The 18,856-nt window shown below is 65.6% G+C and carries 15 protein-coding genes; 4 read left to right on the top strand and 11 right to left on the bottom strand.

What is annotated here, in order from left to right; translation table 11 throughout:
- Positions 1 to 218 precede the first annotated feature (218 nt).
- Both F6X40_RS33145 and pdeR read left to right on the top strand, forming a co-directional pair.
- Positions 219 to 4,904, top strand: coding sequence for a DEAD/DEAH box helicase (locus tag F6X40_RS33145; RefSeq protein WP_187630730.1), 4,686 nt, complete (start codon positions 219 to 221; stop codon positions 4,902 to 4,904).
- A gap of 195 nt (positions 4,905 to 5,099) precedes the next feature.
- Complete coding sequence (gene pdeR / locus F6X40_RS33140) at positions 5,100 to 7,106, top strand: cyclic di-GMP phosphodiesterase (RefSeq protein ID WP_184062492.1); 2,007 nt, start codon at positions 5,100 to 5,102, stop codon at positions 7,104 to 7,106.
- Between the two features lie 18 nt (positions 7,107 to 7,124).
- Here pdeR and F6X40_RS33135 read toward each other — a convergent pair whose 3' ends face one another.
- Positions 7,125 to 8,228, bottom strand: a complete 1,104-nt coding sequence (locus F6X40_RS33135; RefSeq protein ID WP_187630729.1) for a malate/lactate/ureidoglycolate dehydrogenase — start codon at positions 8,226 to 8,228, stop codon at positions 7,125 to 7,127.
- A gap of 123 nt (positions 8,229 to 8,351) precedes the next feature.
- Positions 8,352 to 9,812, bottom strand: a complete 1,461-nt coding sequence (locus F6X40_RS33130) for a M20 family metallopeptidase (protein ID WP_187630747.1) — start codon at positions 9,810 to 9,812, stop codon at positions 8,352 to 8,354.
- Positions 9,813 to 9,980: 168 nt separating this feature from the next.
- On the opposite strand from F6X40_RS33130, the gene F6X40_RS33125 reads away from it, so the two are divergent.
- Positions 9,981 to 10,292 carry a superinfection immunity protein gene (locus F6X40_RS33125; protein WP_187630728.1) on the top strand — a complete coding sequence of 104 codons (312 nt, stop codon included), beginning with the start codon at positions 9,981 to 9,983 and terminating at the stop codon, positions 10,290 to 10,292.
- A 91-nt stretch (positions 10,293 to 10,383) separates the two neighbouring features.
- On the opposite strand, the gene F6X40_RS33120 is transcribed toward F6X40_RS33125, so the two are convergent.
- From F6X40_RS33120 to F6X40_RS33105, 4 genes are all read right to left on the bottom strand, one after another.
- Complete coding sequence (locus F6X40_RS33120) at positions 10,384 to 10,653, bottom strand: YodC family protein (RefSeq protein ID WP_187630727.1); 270 nt, start codon at positions 10,651 to 10,653, stop codon at positions 10,384 to 10,386.
- A 486-nt stretch (positions 10,654 to 11,139) separates the two neighbouring features.
- Positions 11,140 to 12,687: an MFS transporter gene (locus F6X40_RS33115; RefSeq protein ID WP_187630726.1), complete on the bottom strand. Its 1,548-nt coding sequence runs from the start codon at positions 12,685 to 12,687 to the stop codon at positions 11,140 to 11,142.
- A gap of 57 nt (positions 12,688 to 12,744) precedes the next feature.
- Positions 12,745 to 13,374 (bottom strand): TetR/AcrR family transcriptional regulator, encoded by a 630-nt coding sequence (locus F6X40_RS33110; protein ID WP_187630725.1) that lies wholly within the window; start codon positions 13,372 to 13,374, stop codon positions 12,745 to 12,747.
- A 192-nt stretch (positions 13,375 to 13,566) separates the two neighbouring features.
- Positions 13,567 to 13,992 carry an OsmC family protein gene (locus tag F6X40_RS33105; RefSeq protein ID WP_184039692.1) on the bottom strand — a complete coding sequence of 142 codons (426 nt, stop codon included), beginning with the start codon at positions 13,990 to 13,992 and terminating at the stop codon, positions 13,567 to 13,569.
- A gap of 320 nt (positions 13,993 to 14,312) precedes the next feature.
- Between F6X40_RS33105 and F6X40_RS33100 the strand changes: the two genes are divergently transcribed.
- Complete coding sequence (locus F6X40_RS33100) at positions 14,313 to 14,621, top strand: DUF4148 domain-containing protein (RefSeq protein WP_184039690.1); 309 nt, start codon at positions 14,313 to 14,315, stop codon at positions 14,619 to 14,621.
- 128 nt (positions 14,622 to 14,749) lie between these two features.
- Here the strand turns inward: F6X40_RS33100 and F6X40_RS33095 are convergent, their stop codons facing one another.
- The 5 genes from F6X40_RS33095 to F6X40_RS33075 all read right to left on the bottom strand — a co-directional run bounded on the left by F6X40_RS33095 (position 14,750) and on the right by F6X40_RS33075 (position 18,784).
- A complete protein-coding gene (locus F6X40_RS33095; RefSeq protein ID WP_187630746.1) occupies positions 14,750 to 15,304 on the bottom strand; it encodes a carboxymuconolactone decarboxylase family protein in 555 nt (184 codons plus the stop codon).
- Positions 15,305 to 15,336: 32 nt separating this feature from the next.
- Positions 15,337 to 16,665 (bottom strand): aspartate aminotransferase family protein, encoded by a 1,329-nt coding sequence (locus F6X40_RS33090; protein WP_187630724.1) that lies wholly within the window; start codon positions 16,663 to 16,665, stop codon positions 15,337 to 15,339.
- 5 nt (positions 16,666 to 16,670) lie between these two features.
- A complete protein-coding gene (locus F6X40_RS33085) occupies positions 16,671 to 17,027 on the bottom strand; it encodes a hypothetical protein (protein WP_410452555.1) in 357 nt (118 codons plus the stop codon).
- A gap of 98 nt (positions 17,028 to 17,125) precedes the next feature.
- On the bottom strand, positions 17,126 to 17,980 hold the full coding sequence (locus tag F6X40_RS33080) for a MurR/RpiR family transcriptional regulator (RefSeq protein ID WP_187630723.1): 855 nt from the start codon (positions 17,978 to 17,980) through the stop codon (positions 17,126 to 17,128).
- An 81-nt stretch (positions 17,981 to 18,061) separates the two neighbouring features.
- A complete protein-coding gene (locus F6X40_RS33075; protein WP_187630722.1) occupies positions 18,062 to 18,784 on the bottom strand; it encodes a haloacid dehalogenase type II in 723 nt (240 codons plus the stop codon).
- Between the last annotated feature and the right edge of the window lie 72 nt (positions 18,785 to 18,856).

Below are 18,856 nucleotides of genomic sequence, written 5' to 3'. Positions count from 1 at the left end.
ACTGCAATCGGCGGAGGTTGGTAGGAGCGGCACACACGCCGCAAAAGACTACGAATTCCAACAGCGGCGCGAAGCCCGATGCGCCGCGCACGAGCGGCGAAAACCTGCGAGACTGACGGCTATTGCGCCGTCAGCGTGGAATGACCCACAACCACAAAACGGTCGACATTGCCCGGTGCCGACTGGATATCGCCCGCGCCGCCCTCATCTGCACAAGCATGACTTCGGCAAAGACTTCCGCCGCACTCGACGCGGCGCCCCGCTCCCGCAAGGCCCGCTCCACCGCGAGCGCGGCGCGCGCCGCCGCGCCAGCCTTACCGCCAGCCCAGCAGGCGCTCGACGGTTTTCACCCAGCCGTCGCCAACTGGTTCCAGCAAACCTTCGCCGCCCCGACCGACGCACAAGCCGCCGCGTGGCCGCAGATCCGTCGCGGCCGCTCGACGCTGGTCGCCGCGCCGACGGGCTCCGGCAAGACGCTGACCGCGTTCCTGTCCGCGCTGAACGACCTGGTCTCGCAAGGCCTCGCGAACGGCGGCACGCTGCCCGACGAAACGCTGGTCGTCTACGTGTCGCCGCTGAAGGCGCTTTCGAACGACATCCGCCTGAATCTGCAACTGCCGCTGCAAGGCATCGCCGCCGAACTCGACAGGCTCGGCCTGCCGCCGCTCGACATTCGCACCGCGGTGCGCACCGGCGACACCACGCAGCAGGAACGCAATGCGTTGAAAAAGCGCGCGCCGCACATTCTCGTGACGACGCCCGAGTCGCTGTACGTGCTGCTCGGCTCGGATTCTGGCCGCCGCATGCTGGCGACGGTGCGCACGGTGATCGTCGATGAGATTCATGCGCTCGCCGGCAGCAAGCGCGGCAGTCATCTCGCGCTGAGCCTCGAACGGCTCGACGCCCTCTGCGCCCGGCGCCTGCCGCGCATCGGGCTGTCGGCGACGCAAAAGCCGGTCAGCGCGGTCGCGCGGTTTCTGGTCGGCGGCGCGAGCCTCGAGAGCGACGTACCGGCCGAGTGCGCGGTGATCGACGTCGGCCACGTCCGCGCGCGCGATCTCGCGCTCGAGATCCCGCCGGTACCGCTCGAAGCGGTGATGGCCAACGAAGTGTGGGAGCGCGTCTACGACCGGCTCGCCGAGCTGGTCGCGCAGCACCGCACGACGCTGATCTTCGTCAACACGCGCCGGATGGCCGAGCGCGCCGCGCGTCATCTGACCGAGCGGCTCGGCAAGGACGCGGTCGCCGCGCATCACGGCAGTCTCGCGAAAGAACATCGTTTCGACGCCGAACAGCGCCTGAAACGCGGCGAACTGCGCGTGCTGATCGCGACCGCTTCGCTCGAACTCGGCATCGATATCGGCGACGTCGACCTCGCCTGCCAGATGGGTTCGCCACGCGCGATCGCGCCGTTCCTGCAACGCGTCGGCCGCTCGGGCCACCACGTCGGCGGCATGCCGAAGGGGCGGCTCTTTCCAGCCTCGCGCGACGACCTGCTCGAATGCGCGGCGCTGCTCGATTGCGTGCGGCGTGGCGAACTCGATGCGCTACGCATCCCGCGCGCGCCGCTCGACGTGCTCGCGCAACAGATCGTCGCGGAAGTGTCGAGCGCCGAGTGGAGCGAGGATGCGCTGTTCGACATGCTGCGGCGCGCAGCGCCGTACGCGGATCTGTCGCGCGAGCAATACGACGCGGTGCTGCGCATGCTCGCCGAGGGCTACACGAGCCGCCACGGTCCGCGTGCCGCGTACGTGCATCGCGATGCGGTAAGCGGCACGCTGCGCGGCCGGCGCGGCGGCAAGCTGGTCGCCGTAACGTCGGGCGGCACGATCCCCGAAAACGCCGATTACGCCGTCGTGCTCGAACCGCAGGCGATCAATATCGGCACCGTCAACGAGGACTTCGCGGTCGAAAGCCTCGCCGGCGATGTGTTCCAGCTCGGCAACGCGTCGTACCGGATTCTGCGAATCGAGAGTGGCCGGGTGCGGGTCGAGGACGCACAAGGGCAACCGCCGAACATTCCGTTCTGGCTCGGCGAGGCGCCGGGGCGCAGCGACGAGCTGTCTTTCGCGGTCACGAGATTGCGGGAGCAGGTCGAGCGTTTGCTGACGGAGGGCGAGCCGGCGTCACACGCGGTTGCGTCGGTGCCAATCGCCGCGGCGCAATTCGAAGCAGCCGCAACGCCCGCGAAATCCGCGGCAAAGAGAGGACGCAAAGCGAAAGCTGCCGTGGCGCAGAGCGCGACGCAGACCACAACGGCGTCCGCAACCGCCGCAGCCACGCTGCCCGCGAGCGAAGCCGAACCCACGGCCGCGCGCCTCGACCGCGCCATCGCCTGGCTCGCCGACGAGCTCGCGCTCGACGAGTCCGCCGCGCGCCAGATCGTCGAATACCTGGCGCGTGCGCGCGCCGCGCTCGGCGTACTGCCGACGCAGAGCACGCTGGTGATGGAGCGCTTCTTCGACGAATCGGGCGGCACCCAGCTCGTGATCCACTCGCCGTTCGGCAGCCGCGTGAACCGCGCGTGGGGGCTCGCGCTGCGCAAGCGCTTCTGCCGCGGCTTCAACTTCGAGTTGCAGGCCGCCGCCACCGAAGACGCGATCGTGCTGTCGCTGACCGGCAGCCACTCGTTCGTGCTCGACGAGGTCTGGCGCTATCTGCACTCGAACAGCGCCGAACATCTGCTGATCCAGGCACTGCTCGATGCGCCATTGTTCGGCGTGCGCTGGCGCTGGAACGCGACGACCGCGCTCGGCCTGCCGCGCTACACGGGCGGCCGCAAGACCGCGCCGCAACTGCAGCGCATGCGCAGCGAGGATCTGCTCGCGAGCGTGTTTCCCGAGCAGGCCGCGTGTCTGGAGAACGTCGTCGGCGAACGCGAGGTGCCGCGCCACCCCTTAGTCGACCAAACCATCGACGACTGTCTGCACGAGGCGATGGACAGCGAACGCTGGCTCGCGCTGCTGCGCCGCATCGAGCGCGGCGAGTTGCGGCTCGTCGCGCGTGATCTGCCGGCGCCGTCACCGCTCGCCGCCGAAATCCTGACCGCGAAGCCCTACGCGTATCTCGACGACGCGCCGATCGAGGAGCGCCGCACCCAGGCGGTGCTGAACCGCCGCTGGACGGACCCTGAAAGCGCCGACGACCTTGGCGCGCTCGACGCCGCCGCGATCGACAGCGTGCGCGACGAGGCGTGGCCGCAGGCGCGCAACGCCGACGAAATGCACGAAGCGCTGACGGGCCTCGCGTGCATCACCGGGGCCGAGGCGCTCGCGCACGAGGATTGGCCGACGCTGCTTGCGGCGTTGGCGAAAACCGGCCGGGCGACGCGCTTGCCGCTGGCCGCGCAAGCCAACGCGAGCACGGGCAACGACAACGCCAGCGACAGCGACAGCGCACTGTGGCTGCCCGCCGAACGCCTCACCTGTTTCGAAGCGCTGTACCCCGGCATCGCGCGCAATCGCTACACACCGCCGCTGAGCGCCCCGAAGGGCTACACCGAGAGCTGGAGCGCCGACGACGCGCTCGTCGACGTGTTGCGCGCGCGGCTGACCGGCTTCGGCCCGCTGACGGTCGAGGCGATCGCGCGTCCGCTCGGTTTGCCGGCCGACCGGATCGAACAGGCGCTGATCCGGCTCGAAGCCGAAGGCTATCTGTTGCGCGGCCGCTTCACGCCGCACACGAGCGACGAGCAATGGTGCGAACGACACCTGCTCGCACGCATCCACCGCTACACGGTGAGGCGGCTGCGGCGTGAGATCGAGCCGGTCGAGCGGCACGACTTTATGCGCTTCCTGTTCGAATGGCAGCATCTGACGCCGACGTCGCGCGCCGAAGGCCGCGACGCGCTCGCCGCCGCGCTCGACCAGCTCGAAGGCTTCCAGGCCGCGGCCGGCGCGTGGGAGGAAGACATCCTGCCCGCGCGCGTGCGTGCCTACGCCAGCAGTTCGCTCGATGAGCTATGCCGCGCCGGCAAGATCGTCTGGACCCGCCTGACCGAGCGGGCGCGCGGCGCCGCCGGTCCGGTCCGCGGCACGCCGATCGTGCTGCTGCCGCGCGTCCAGCTGCGTGCGTGGCGCGCGCTGCTCGATCCGGCGCGCCAGGTCGAGTTGTCGGCGCTCGCGCAAAGCGTGCACGACACCCTCGCGCAACACGGCGCGATGTTCTTCGACGAACTGCTCGCCGAGGTGCGCGTGCTGCGCATGGAGCTCGAAAACGCGCTCGGCGAGCTGGTCGCGGCCGGCCTCGCGAACTCCGACAGCTTCGCGGGCTTGCGCGCGTTGCTGAAGCCGGTCGCCAAACGCAACGCGTTTTCCAGCAGCCGGCGCGCGCGAGCGAGCGCGCTGATCGGCGGCATGGACGACGCGGGGCGCTGGGCGCTCGTAAGCCGTCCGTCCGCCGGCGCGCCGGAAAATCCCCCCGAACGGCGGCGCCAGTTGCCGCCCGAGGCGCTCGAACACGTCGCAATGACGTTGCTGCGCCGCTACGGTGTCGTGTTCTGGCGCGCGCTCGAACGCGAGGCCGAATGGCTTCCGCCGTGGCGCGATCTGCTGCGCGTTCTGCAGCGGCTCGAGGCGCGCGGCGTGATCCGCGGCGGACGGTTCGTCAACGGACTCGCGGGCGAGCAGTTCGCGCTGCCCGAGGCGATTCCGCTGCTGCGCGAGGTGCGCCGGCAGCCGAACGACGGTGCTCTTATCTGCGTTGCTGGGACCGATCCGCTGAATCTCGTCGGCACGCTGCTGGTCGGCGACAAGGTGCCGGCCGTGACCGGAAACCGCGTGCTGTATCGCGACGGCGTGGTGGCGGCCACGCTTGTGGCCGGCAAGTTCCGGTTCGACGCGGCGCTCGACGCCAACCCGCCCGAACGCGAACGCGCCCGCGCGCTGCTGGCGCGTCGCCTCTAGCGACGTCGTCGTGGCGTCGTAATAATCGCGCCGCGCGCGGCCGCGCCGGCCCATACTCATGGTTAGCAAAACGTTAATGATTCTTCGCTCGAATTGTCACGCTTAGATACAATGAGGCAGTTTCACTTTAGTATGAGGAAGACTGTCTGCCGCCGCCCGCCTTGATTGGGACCGCCGGCACACTCCGGGGATTTCATGAGCGACCAGCTACACGACCAGGTGCTTCACGCGCGGTTCGGCACGAGCAGCCCTTGCTGGCGCCTGGCGGCCGCCAGCGACATGCTGGAACTCGTGCCTGCGCACGGCCACGCGGCTGTCGGCGTCGCCATTTCCCTCACCTCTTCTCAAGCTTCCCTGGTCCGCGCGCTGAGCGGCGTGACCTCCCACGTCGTCGTCGACGTTCAGTTGGACGCCGCGCCGCTGCGGCTGCATCTGGTCGGCAAGAAACTCGATTGTCATCGCTGGGGCGGCACCGCGTCGGCCGATGGCGACACCGAATCCGTCGCGCGAGCGCTGCTGCACGGTCTGTCGTTCGCTGAACAGGTCGTCTCGGAGGTCAATTCGGTCGTCGTGATCGTCGACCGGAACGGCCGGATACAGCGCTTCAACCGGCTCGCCGAGGAGCTGACCGGACTCAGGGAAGAGGACATCATCGGCCGCAGCGTCTGGACGTTGTTCATGTCGTCCGACGACGGCGGGGTCTCGAACGAGGTCAGCGCGAACTTTTTCAATCGTGGCGAACCGTACGAGATCGAACGGCGCATCAAAACGGTGCACGGCGAACGGCTGTTCCTGTTTCGCAACAAATTCGTGCGCAGCGGCAGCGGCATCGAAGAGCAGTTCCTGATCTGCTCGGGCACCGACATCACCGAGCAACGGCTCGCGCAGGACCGCCTGATCGAACAGGCCACCACCGACCCGCTCACTGGCCTCGCCAATCGCAACGCAATCCAGGAGCGCATCCAGATCGCGATCGAACTGGCCGCGCCGGGCGAAACTGTCGGCGTCCTGTTTCTCGATCTCGACAACTTCAAGAAGGTCAACGATCACTACGGCCACGTGTTCGGCGACCGCCTGATCTGCGACGTGTCGGACGCGATCCGCGACTGCCTGAATCCGGGCGACTCGCTCGCGCGTCTGGGCGGCGACGAATTCATCGTGCTCGCGGCGAAGGGCTCCGCGCATGACCTGGAAAACACCGCGCAGCGCATTCTCGATCGTATGCGCATGCCGTTCGCCGTCGGGCTCGTCGAGGTCTATACCGGCTGCTCGATCGGCATCGCGCGTTCGCCCGAACATGGCGAAACCCTCGAATCGCTGATCCGTTCGGCCGACACGGCGATGTACGTCGCGAAGGACGAAGGCAAGCGCACGCATCGCGTGTTCTCGCCGGACATGAATCGCCGCGTCGCGGAGTTCATGTGGCTCGACACGAATCTGCGCCGCGGACTCGAGGAAGGCCAGTTGGCGCTGCACTATCAGCCGAAGCTGAAACTCGCGACGGGCGCCGTGCAAGGCGCCGAAGCGCTGGTGCGCTGGAATTCGCCGGAGCGCGGCCAGATCATGCCGGCGGAATTCATCCGTTATGCCGAGGAATCCGGACTGATCGGCGTGCTCGGCCGCTGGGTGATGGAAACCGCAGCGAAACAGGCGGCCCGCTGGAAAGCGGCCGGCTATGACCTGCGCGTCGCGATCAACGTGTCGGCGCGACAGCTCACGGATACAGCCGTGGTCCGCCATTTCACCGAGGCATTGCAGCACGCGAGTCTCGATCCATGCCTCGTCGACCTCGAACTGACCGAAAGCTGCCTGATCGAAAACGAAGCGGCCGCGATCGAGCTGATCAAGCAGTTCCGCCAACTCGGCGCGCAGGTGCATCTCGACGATTTCGGCACCGGCTACTCGTCGCTGTCGCAACTCGGCCGTATTCCGCTCGACGTGATCAAGCTCGACCGCAGCTTCACGGGCTCGATCCACGCGGATATGAAGGCACAGGCGCTGGTGCGCTCGATGGTCGCCGTCGCGCAGGAGCTCGATTTCCAGGTGGTCGCCGAAGGGATCGAAACCGAGGCGGAAGAAGCCTTCATGAAGGGGCTCGGCGTCGATTACGTGCAGGGCTTCCTGTACGCGAAGCCGATGCCCGCCACCGAGTTCGAGCGCTGGCTGCTCGATAGGCGCAGCAAGCTCAGGCTGATCGCCTGAGCCCTGCTGTCGCGCGCTTCAGCCGAGGCGCGCGGACCAACCACCCACTTCGTCTTCATCCATCCCGACGGCGCGCGCCGCGCAGTGGATTTGCGTCCACGTAGCCGCGTCGATCGGAATGCCGGCGGCCTCGCGCTGCGCGCGCGTCACGCGCTCGGGCTCGCCGGGTTCGTAGATGCGCTCCGCGCCCGCCGCGAGCGGCGACGCCTTCACCCACGCGAGGAACGCATCGGCTTCGGCTTGCGCATCGGGCGCGTCGAATGCGGTGGGATCGATGATCACCGATAGCATGCAATTGATGATCGCGTGCGTGGTACCGAGCGTGTCCGCATGCGTCGTGAAGCCGCCCGACAGCGCGCCGCCGAAAATCTCGCAGATCGCCGCGAGCCCGAAACCCTTGTAGCCGCCGAACGGCGTCAGCGCGCCGAACGGCGCTTCGTGCATCACTTTCGGTTCGAGCGTCGGCATGCCTTCGTGATCGATCAGCGCGCCGGGTGGCGTGTGCTTGCCCTGGTTATAAGCGACCCGCGTCTTGCCGAACGCGATCGTGCTGGTCGCGAAGTCGAGCACCAGCGGCGGTTTGCCGGGCCGCGGATAAGCGGCGCAGAACGGATTCGTGCCGATGCGCCGGTCCGCGCCGCCGAATGGCGCGACGAGCGGATCGCCCGCCACGTTGACGAAGTGAAACGACACCAGCCCGGCGCGCGCGCACTGCTCGGCCCAATGCCCGATGCGGCCGATATGATGCGCGCCGCGCAAGCCCACCGCGCAGACGCCAAGCCGCCGCGCGCGCTCGATGCCCCGCTCCATCGCCTCGAACGCGATCACCTGACCGAAGCCCTTGCCGCCTTCGACGGTCAGTACCGCGCCCGCGTCCTTCACGACGTCGGCGTGTCGATTCAGTTGCAGTTGCTGTTCCGCGAGCGATTCGACATAGCGCGGGATCATGCCGACGCCGTGCGAGTCGTGCCCGGTCAGATTCGCGGCCACCAGATGATCGGCTACCAGCTCCGCTTCGCGCGGCGTACTGCCCGCTCGCTCCCAGATCGCCCTGACGTAGGCATGCAGTTGATCGGCCGGAATCCGGGGCGTGGTGGTTTGGGCAGTCTGGGAGTCGGTCATTCAGCGTGTCGGTGAGGTTCGAACGGAAGGAATGAAACGGCGGGACAAACAGCTGCATCAAAGCAGCATCGATAAACAGCGGGCCCGGGTCACGCCCGAGCCCCACTCAAACGAAACCAGAACTCACGGCGCCGCGGCAATCACTTCGGCAACCGCAGCCGTCAGCTTCTTGCCGTACGGCACGTGCAGGAACTCGTTCGGCCCATGTGCGTTCGACTTCGGCCCAAGCACGCCGCACACCATGAACTGCGACTTCGGGAAGCCCGCCTTCAGCACGTTCATCAACGGGATCGTGCCGCCGAGACCCATGTAGGCCGCGTCGGCGCCGAAGTGCTGACGCGACGCATCGTTGAGCGCGGTGGCGAGCCACGGCGCGACCTCCGGTGCGTTCCAGCCGCTCGCCGCGCCCGCATCCGGCTTGAACGTGACCTTCGCGTTGTACGGCGGATCGAATTCGAGCAGCGCCTTCAGTTCGGCGACCGCCTTCTCCGCTTCGATGGTCGGCGGCAGTCGCAGCGACAGCTTGAACGCCGTGCGCGGACGCAGCACGTTGCCGGCGTCGGCGAGCGCGGGCAAGCCAGCCGCGCCCGTGACCGACAGCGACGGACGCCACGTCGAATTGAGCAGCGCCTCGCGCGGATCGGTCGTGGTGGGCAGCACCTGACGGCCGTCCTGGCCGCACGCCCACGGCATCTTCTTCCAGACGTCATCGCCGAGAACCTTTGCGGCGGCCTCCGCTTCGCGCAGACGATCAGCCGGCACCGTGCAGTGGAAGCCCTTCGGCAGCAGCGTGCCGTTGGCGGAGTCTTCGAGACGGTCGAACAGTTGCCGCATGATGCGGAAACTCGACGGCACGATGCCGCCGTATACGCCCGAGTGGATCCCTTCGTCGAGCACCTGCACTTCGAGATCGCCGCCGACGAGGCCGCGCAGCGACGTAGTCAGCCACAGCTGATCGTAATTGCCCGCGCCCGAGTCGAGACACACGACCAGCCCGACGTTGCCGAGCCGCTCGCGCAGCGCATCGACGTAGGGCAGCAGATCGTAGCTACCCGACTCCTCGCAGGTTTCGATCAGCCCGACGCAGCGCGGACGCTCGACACCCTGTGCATCGAGCGCGGCGAGCGCCGTCAGGCTCGCATAGATTGCGTAGCCGTCGTCCGCGCCGCCGCGGCCGTAGAGCTTGCCGTCTTCGAACTTCGGCGTCCACGGACCGAGGTCGTTGCGCCAGCCATCGAACTCGGGCTGCTTGTCGAGGTGGCCATAGAGCACGACGGTTTCGTCGCTGCCCGAGCGCGTCGCGGCCGTCTCGAAGAAGATCACCGGCGTGCGGCCCGGCAGGCGGACCACCTCGAGCTTCAGGCCGCGCACCGGTTGCTGCTCGGCCCATTGCGCGGCGTCGGTGATCACGCGCTCCAGATAACCGTGTTTCGCCCAGTCGGGATCGAACGCCGGACTCTTGGCCGGCACCGCGATGTAGTCCGTCAGCGCGGGCACGATCTCGTCGTTCCACTTGCGCTCGACGAATTCTCGTAGCGTGTCCGGGTTGAGTTGAGCCTGCTGGGTCGTGTCGTCGGTGATCATGATCGGGTCCGTGAAGTACTGTTCGGTCGAAACGATCATGATAGTCCCGATGCGTGTCGGGCTGAACCCCTTGCGGTGATTGGGGTGGAGACTGGAACGCGCAGGTGCGAGGCGCGCGGCCGCCATTCGCGCGACAATCGCTACATGCATCGCGCATCAGGAGCTTGTATGGGTGGCAACGTGGCCGTTCAGGCCATCGGCGCGACGTTCGCGCTGGCCTTGTATTTTCTGCCGGCGATCATCGCGGACCGGCGCAAGCGCCGCGACGTGCTGACGCTCGCGCTCTTCAATGCCTGCCTCGGCTGGACCATACTCGGCTGGGTGCTCGCCCTGTATTGGGCGCTACAGCCGAATCCGGCGGAGAGCCTCGCGCGGGACGTCGTGGAGACACGCAAGGTGTCGACCTTGCGCGCGTTTTCATCGGCGCTGACGCTGCGGGTGCGGCGACGCGAGGCCGCGCGCGACCGGCCCGAGCGCTGAAACGATTCGGGCGGCTCGAGCAATACGAGCAACAAACGAACAACAGGAAACCGATTGATTGACGTGCACGGGCGTCACTCAGGGGCGTCACTCAGGCCGCGCGCCCGATGCGACTCCCCTGTACCGAGCCCGCCGGAATGGAGCGCGGCTCCGCACGCACGGCTTGCGCGGCAAAGCTTTCGTGACGCAGTTCGCCGTGTTCGTCGAACCACTCGCAGATCACCCAGTCGCCGGGATTCAGCGCGACCGGACCTGCGTACGTCACGGTCATGCGCGGGCCCCCTTCTTTTAACTTCACGACGTCGCCCACATTGAAGGCGGCGGATGTTGTCTGGAATGCGTCAATGGTAGCGGTCAGCATATTGGGTCCCCCTATCTTGAGCGTTTATTAAGTTGAGCCCGGCTTTATCGACTCCGACCTGTTGAACGTACACTCTAAAGTTAAGACAGATTAACAATCGAATTTAAACGCGGCAAGCGCTTTTTTATTGATACCGTTTTCATTGAACCCGCAGTTCATGCTCGCGGGCTAAAGTTCCGTGCATTACCGAAAACAATCATCGCGACACCTTGCGGCTAACCCTATGTGCGCTACCGCACAAACGCAACACTTACTGCAGGCCATTTGCAGGCAGGTAGAAAATGCGAGGTCGGTTTCATCTGATTAGAAAAGCTGACGCGATGTCGTCGAGCCGTTAATCGGATGAGCCAGTTTGATCTAAATCAGAGTTACCTGTGAACGAGTAGATCGCCGGTAAATACCATGCAGTTCGTTATACCGCTTCGTTCAAATTGAACGGTTTTTTCAGCAAGCTAACAAATGAAAGCGATTACCAGCGGATTAACTTCAAACTGCCGGGGCGACCGGGCGCCGCACGCCTTGCTGATGACGCACCAGCAGCACGCTAAGGCCGATACACACGAACATCAGCACGGCATTGATAGCGAGGCTCAGCTGGAACGCGTGCGCATAAGAGGCGGGTGTCGAACTGCCGCCGAGCGCCCCGAAGAACGCGCCGCTGATCGCCGCGATGCCGAACGCGGAGCCGATCTGCAACGTCGACGAGACCACACCCGATGCAAGCCCGGCCTTCTCCGGCACCACCTCCTGCAGCACGATGCGCATGATCGACGGCAACAGCAGACCATGTCCGACGCCCGCGCACACTAGCCCGCAGTAGAACAGCAGATCGGGCGTCGCGGATTGTGTCGCGGACCAGCCGGTCACCGTGAAGCCCAGCGTCATCATCGAGAAACCGAGCGTCAGCACATGGGCGCCGATGCGCTTGACCACGGCCGGCGACGTCAACGGCCCGATCACGAAGCCGAACGCGAACGGCATGATCGCGATGCCCGACGCGAGCGGCGTCCAGTGCAGGCCGGTTTGCAGAAAGATGCCGTAGGTCAGGAAGAACGCGCTATTGCAATAGAACAGGAACGCGAGCACGAGACCAAGCGCGAACGCGCGATTGCGGAACAGTTGCAGATCGACGAGCGGATGCCCGCCAGCGCGCTCGACGCGCCGCTCGGTCGCGACGAACAGCGCGAACACCGGCACCGCGAGTGCGAACATGGCGAAGGTCCACGCGGGCCAGCCGGCTTCACGGCCATGCGTCATCGGATAGATGACGAGCAGCAGCACCGCCGACAGCAGCGCGACGCCCTTCAGATCGACGCCGGTATGCGTGGCCGGCTGGTTCTCCGGCACGAACTTCCATGTGCCGATGAACGCCGCGATGCCGATCGGGATGTTGATCAGGAAGATCACGCGCCAGTCGAGCCCGAACGGGTGATACGTGATCAGCGCGCCGCCGCCGAGTTGCCCGACGATCGACGACAAGCCGAACACGAAGCCATACAGACTCATCACGCGCGTCTGCTGATGCAACGGCACGACCGCACGAATCGTCGCGAGCACTTGCGGCGCCATCACCGCGGCCGCGATGCCTTGCACGATGCGCGAGATCACGAGCATGTGGCCGCTCGTCGCGAAGCCGCACAACGCCGACGCGATCACGAAAGCCGCCATGCCCGTCATGAACATGCGACGGCGGCCGAACAGATCGCCAAGGCGGCCCCCCGTGATCAGCAGCACCGCGTAGGCGGACGCATAAGCCGACACGACGAGCTGCAGTTGCGCGTCGCTCGCGTTGAGGCCCGTGTGAATCGACGGCAGCGCCAGATTGACGATGAAGTAATCGAGCGGCGCGAGAAAGGCGCCGACGAACAGCACGGCGAGCGCGAGCGCCTGGCGCTGAAAGCCGGGCGCCGACGCTTTGGCGGCGACAGCCATGCCGGCCATCGCCGGGCCGGGACCGGTCACGGCTGCGCTCGCCGCGCAGCTGACGGACCCACCGAATGACGCCGGAGCGGACTTGATTGCTTCGCTTTTCATGACCGATCGTTCAAAAATTGGTTAAAAAATTTTGCGCCAAGACTCGCGGACGAGGCGTTACACCAGCGCGCGCATCGCCACATCGACGATGCCGATCAGCGCATCTTGCTGATGCGCGACCCGCCCCATGACCCGCAAGCCCTGCATCACGCATAGCAGGAAATCGCCGACGGCTTGTTCGTCGAGCGTCGAATCGAATGCGCCGCTCGCCTGACCGCGGATCACCGCCGCAGCGAGCAAAGTCGCCATGCGGCGCTGAATCGCGGCGACGCGCGCGCGCAGCACTTCGTCATCGGGCTGCATTTCGAGCGTCGTATTCGTAATGAAACAGCTGCGCCGGCCGCTCAATGCGCAGGACACCCTCGCGTAGTGCAGCAGCGCGTCGCGCAGCGCCTGCTCCGGTTCGGCCGTCGCGCTCAGTCGCTGCGCAAGCCGCGCGACCGCGCCTTCCGAGTAATGATCCAGCGCGGCGAGCATGATGCCGTGCTTGTCGCCGAATACGCCGTACAGGCTGCCGCGCAGCAGGCCGGTGGCCTTGCACAGATCGTCGATCGACGTCGCGTGGTAGCCGTGATCCCAGAACACCTGGCTCGCGTTCGCCAGCACGGTGGCCGTGTCGAACTCGCGCGGACGGCCGCGCTGACATGTTTCGCCAGCTTTTTTCGCGGCTTGCTTTGAATGACTCAATTGCGATGACCTTGTTGCCTGGTTGCGTCGGTCCGTTGATATTATGACTGGATGTTCAATAAATCAAGGATGGCATTCCGTAGGCCTACTCGCGTCGGGGTCATCCGTTCATTCGACAACCGGCATCAAAAAACCGGCGGCGGACATGGCCCGTCGCCGGCTTCGTTGCGCGCTCACAGTGACAGCAGGGGCTCAGGTCTCGAGCTTCGCATCCATGGTAATCGTCGCATTCAGCACCTTCGACACTGGGCACCCGGCCTTCGCGTCCGCGGTGGCTTTGTCGAACGCGGCCTTGTCTCCGCCCGGAATCTTCACGGTCACGTCGAGATGCACTGCGGTGATCGCGAAGCCGCCGCCGTCCTTGTCGAGCGTGACGGTGGCCGTGGTGCCGATGCGCTCCGGCGTGATGTTGGCCTTGCCCAGCTCCGCCGACAACGCCATCGAGAAACATCCCGCATGCGCAGCCGCGATCAGCTCTTCCGGATTCGTGCCGATGCCGTCCGCGAAGCGCGTCGCGAACGAGTACTGGGTGTCCTTCAGGACGCCGCTGTCGGTGGAAATCGAGCCCTTGCCGTTCTGCAGACCGCCTTGCCAGACTGCCGATGCCTTGCGCTTCATTGCTCTCTCCTGTTTGTGCCTTGCCGCGCACGCTGCTCGACCAAAGATGATGCCCGCCGCGGCGGTCCGCCCGGATGTGTCCGCGCCTGGGCATCGGTCGCAGGTGCCGCGCGGCTTGCAGGCGCGGGCGTGGACCGGATTTCATCATAGGCGCTTCCGCGTCCCGGCGCGGAAAAGCGCCTTTTTCACTATTTCAAAACTGGCAACAATATTTCGCCAGAAAGCCGCTTTTTTGCTGACCTCGTAAGAAATAGACTGCGTTCAACGGATCGGGGAACGCGGTTCACACCGATCCACCACACAATCAATTGGAGGTCGTCATGAAATCGCTTCTTTCCGCAGTCGTCGTCGCATCCGCTCTTATCGTTCCGGCACTGTCGTTCGCCCAGCAGGCAAACGGTCCGGTCACGCGCGCTCAGGTGCGCGCCGAACTCGTAGCCGCGCAAAAAGCAGGCCTCCTGAACCAGAACGACACCACCTATCCGAAGGCCGTGCCCCAGGACTCGACGATCGTCACCGCTTCGGCGCAAGGTTCGCAAGACGTCGGCGGCGCGAAGGCCAGTTCGTCGGACGCGGGCGCGCCGGCGACGGTGCAGCAACGTCTCTTTTCGACGTATCGTGGTAACTGATCGTGATAACTGAGCGCGCAAGTCGTTAATGCAGCGCGCAGTAAAAAGCCCCGGTTGCGAAGTTCGGCAACCGGGGCTTTTCGTTGGCGCGCGCGGCGCTGCTGCGCAGCCGCTCGTTGGCAAAAGCGCTATTCGGGAAACGGCAGGCTTTGCTGCCCCAATGCGCGCATGTCGAACACGTTCAGCGTCATCGCGACCAGCGCGTAGTAGCCGAGCAGGCCGACCAGGTTGATCACGACCTGATGCCCGAAACGCCCGACCGCCTGCGCATACGTCGCGGCCGTCACGCGCTTCGTCTCGTACAGTTCGCTCGCGAAGTCGTAGATCAGCGCGTCGTCGGCATCGGCGAACTCGGGGCGGCGCCCCTGGCGGATCGCCTCGGCGTCCGCTTCGCCGACGCCCGCCTGCAGCGCGATCGGATAGTGGATGTACCACTCCGCCTGGGCCTGCCAGCGCGAAGCGGTCACCAGAATCGCGAGTTCCGACAGCCGCAGCGGCAGCCCGGTCTGGTAGCGGCAAAACGCGCCGAGGCGTTGCGCGTGCTGCGCGAGTTCGGGGCTGTGAATCCAGCCGAGGAACGGCCCATTCAGGTTGCCGCGCGGGCCGGACAGGATTTCGTCGAGCACCGCCTTCTGTTCGGGCGTGGCAGTGGACATGTCGAAGTGAGGCAAGCGCTCGGTCATCATCGTTCTCGCAAAAGGCGGTGGGTCGAATCTCAGAGGGCGGCGAGCGACGCGCCGATCGCATCGCTGAGGCGGCTGACGATCTCGTCGATGTCGCGCTCCGTGCAGATGAACGGCGGCGCGAGCAGCACGTGGTCGCCGCTCTTGCCGTCGACGGTCCCGCCCATCGGATACACCATCAGGCCGCGCGCGAACGCTTCGCGTTTGATCGTCGCGTGCAGTTTCAGTTTGGCGTCGAACGGCTCTTTGGTAACCCGATCCCTGACGAGTTCGACGCCGACGAACAAGCCGCGCCCGCGCACGTCGCCGATATGCGCATGTTGCGCATAGTGCTCGCGCAGCCGGCCGCGCAACTGCTCGCCACGCGCCTGCACGTTCGCCAGCAGATCGTCTTCCGCGATCACGCGCTGCACTTCGAGCGCGGCCGCGCACGCGGTCGCATGGCCGATATAGGTATGGCCATGCTGGAAGAAGCCGGAGCCGCCGACGATGGTCTGATAGATGCGGTCGCTGACCAGCGTCGCGCCGATCGCCTGATAACCCGCGCCAAGGCCCTTGGCGATGGTCAGCATATCGGGCGCCACCCCGTCTTCGTCGCACGCGTACAGATAGCCGGTGCGGCCCATGCCCGACATGATCTCGTCGAGAATCAGCAGCACGCCGTAGCGGTCGCACACCGCGCGGATCTTGCGGAAGTATTCGCGCACCGGCGGCACCGCGCCCGCCGTGGCGCCGACCACCGTTTCCGCGACGAACGCCGCGACCGTGTCCGCACCGAGCGCGAGAATCTTCTGCTCGAGTTCATCGGCGAGACGCTGAGCGAACGCTTCTTCGGTTTCGTCCGCGCGCTGCTCGCGATATGCGTAGCACGGGCTCACGTGATGCGCTTCGATCAGGATCGGCAGGAACGGCTCGCGGCGCCATGCATTGCCGCCGATCGCGAGTGCGCCGAGGGTGTTGCCGTGATAGCTCTGCCGACGCGCGATGAAATGGCGCCGCTGCGTCTCGCCCTTCTCGACGAAATACTGACGCGCGAGCTTGAGCGCTGCCTCGATCGCCTCCGAGCCACCCGACACGAAGTACACGTGCTCGAGTCCGGCCGGCGCGCTCGCGACGAGCCGGTCGGCCAGTTGCTCGGCCGGCTCCGTCGTGAAGAACGACGTGTGCGCGTACGGCAACCGTTGGGCTTGCCGCTTGATCGCGTCGATCACGCGCTGGTTGCTGTGACCGAGGCACGACACGGCTGCGCCGCCCGACGCGTCGATATAACGCTTGCCCGTGGAGTCGATGATTTCGATGCCGTCGCCCGCGACGGCCACCGGCAAGGATTGCTTCGGAGAGCGATGAAAAACGGTGGACATGATGTTCAGTTCCTGGTGAGGGCGGCGGGCGCTGAAACGCGGGCCGGTTCGGGCGTCGCGCATGCGACGAAAGTGTCGAACGCGCATTGCCTCTGGCGATACGCTTTCATCGACACACCAGCGTTGCCGATTTCGAACAGCGCGGTGGCGAGGGTGTTTTCGTCGTCGGGATCGTGAGGATCGTCGCGATAGATCGGCAAGCCCGACGGCGCGCGATCGTGCAGTACGTCGAGCAGGGCCGCCGGTTGCAGCGGGCCGGCCGCGGCGAGCGCGATTTCGCCGAGCCGGTAGCCGATGTCGTACGGCTCGCCGCTGACCTGAAAAACACTGAATTCCTGCATCGACGCCACGGGTCGCACCATATTCAACAATCGGTACGTATTTATACGCCAATACAACATTTGTTGTCAAATGCCTTGAACGATATCGAGTGGAGCGCGGCGTGGCCTCACGCAATCGCTCAAGGCACGTACGCGCCCTTCGCATGCAACGATTGTTCGGCGAGCGCAAGCTGCTCGAGCGCATCCGCGCCTTCGAGCGCGAGCAAATGCGCGACCAGCGCTTCGGCGATCGCTGTGGCGGCCACCAGCGACGGAAAGAACGATGGGCTTTCGTGCGAGAAGATCAGTACCTTGTCGGCGTTCAACGCGATCGGCGACACGGCGCTGTCGGTGATGGCGATCAGTTTGCTGCCTTTGTCGAGCGCGGCCTCGGCGACGCGCGCGGCTTCGACCGAATACGGCGCGAAGCTGATGACGATGGTCGCGCTGTCGCGCTCGATCGTGCGCAGTTGCATTTCGAGCGTGCCGGCCTCGCCGTTGAGCAGCGACACCGACGGACGAAATAGCCGGTAGCCATAGACGAGACCGAACGCCACCGCGTAACACGAGCGGAAGCCCGCCACGTGCACGTGCGACGCACGCCGCAACACGCGCGCGGCCTCGACGATCACGCGGCCGTTATGCGCGGCGGTCGTTTCGAGATTGTGCTGCTGCGCGACGAGAAGATCGTTCGCGAGCGCATCTTTCGATTTGACCATCGAGCGCGCCCGGCTCGTCAACGGCTCGGGCCGCGTGCGCACGCGCGCGACGAACAGATCGCGCAATTCGTTCCAGCCGGGAAACCCCAGTTGCTGCGACAGCCGCACCAGCGACGCGGGCTGCACCTGCGCGCGCTCGGCCACCTTGCGCATCGACGACACCGCGACCTCGTCGGGATGATCGAGCAGGAAGCCCGCTCCCATCTGGAACTGCGGGCTCAGTTCGGGAAAGCGCGCCCGGATCAGGGCGACGAGCTGATCGAAGCTGTCTGGCATGGTGAGGTGGGTCGGGGCCGGAGTGAGAGATGACAACAAATGTTACCACCGGGCAGGCGCGTTTCAACGGCGCGAAGATGCTCAGTTCACCAGCGCTTCCCGATGCGCGTCGACGAAGTCCGCCATGCTGTCGAAGCGGAAGTCGATGTCAGGCTGCGAGCCCGGGTTCATCGTCGCGCCAAAGCCCGGCTGCGAATGACGCCGGTAAATCCAGCACGATGCCAGGCCGAACTCGTTTGCGGCCTTGTGGTCATGGAAGAGGCTTTCTGCCGTGTGAAGGATTTTTTCCTTCTTGATGCCGCGCTGATCGAGCTTCTGAAGCATGTACTCGAAGTTGCGCGGCGACGGCTTGTAGGACCCGACGTCCTCCGCTGTGATGATGGCGTCGAACTCAACCTGCAGCCTGGCGTTGCTGAAGGTGAAACTTTCGTTGTCGATGTTCGAGAGGATGACCAGCTTGTAGTGCTTCTTCAGATATTGCAGCGCGACCGCGGAATCGGCGAATGCCGGCCAGTTTCCGATCGACTGGCCGTACGCCACGCATTCTTCGTGTGTATAGGGCAGGCCCCACTCTTCAGCCATGCGCTTATATACGATGGGAAGCAGTTCCTGATAGCGCTTCGCAGGGGTGAAGTTCTGCTGCGACGACTCGTGGCGAGCGTGCGCTTCGAGAACCTCGTGACGCGTGAGCGGTGTCCTGGCTCGCTCCAGCAGAGGCCTCAGGCCTTCAAGGATGCCACTCTCCCAGTCGATCAAGGTGCCGTAGCAGTCAAAAGTCAGTGTATCGAAATCGGTCAGTTTCACGACTCCTCCTGTCGGATGGCGTGCTCAAAGGTTGAACCCATGCCGAAGCGGAGCTAATCTGGCCAACACGGG

Source organism: Paraburkholderia sp. UCT31, assembly GCF_014397655.1.
GTDB lineage: Bacteria > Pseudomonadota > Gammaproteobacteria > Burkholderiales > Burkholderiaceae > Paraburkholderia > Paraburkholderia tuberum.
This window is presented reverse-complemented; position numbering and strand designations above follow the sequence as displayed.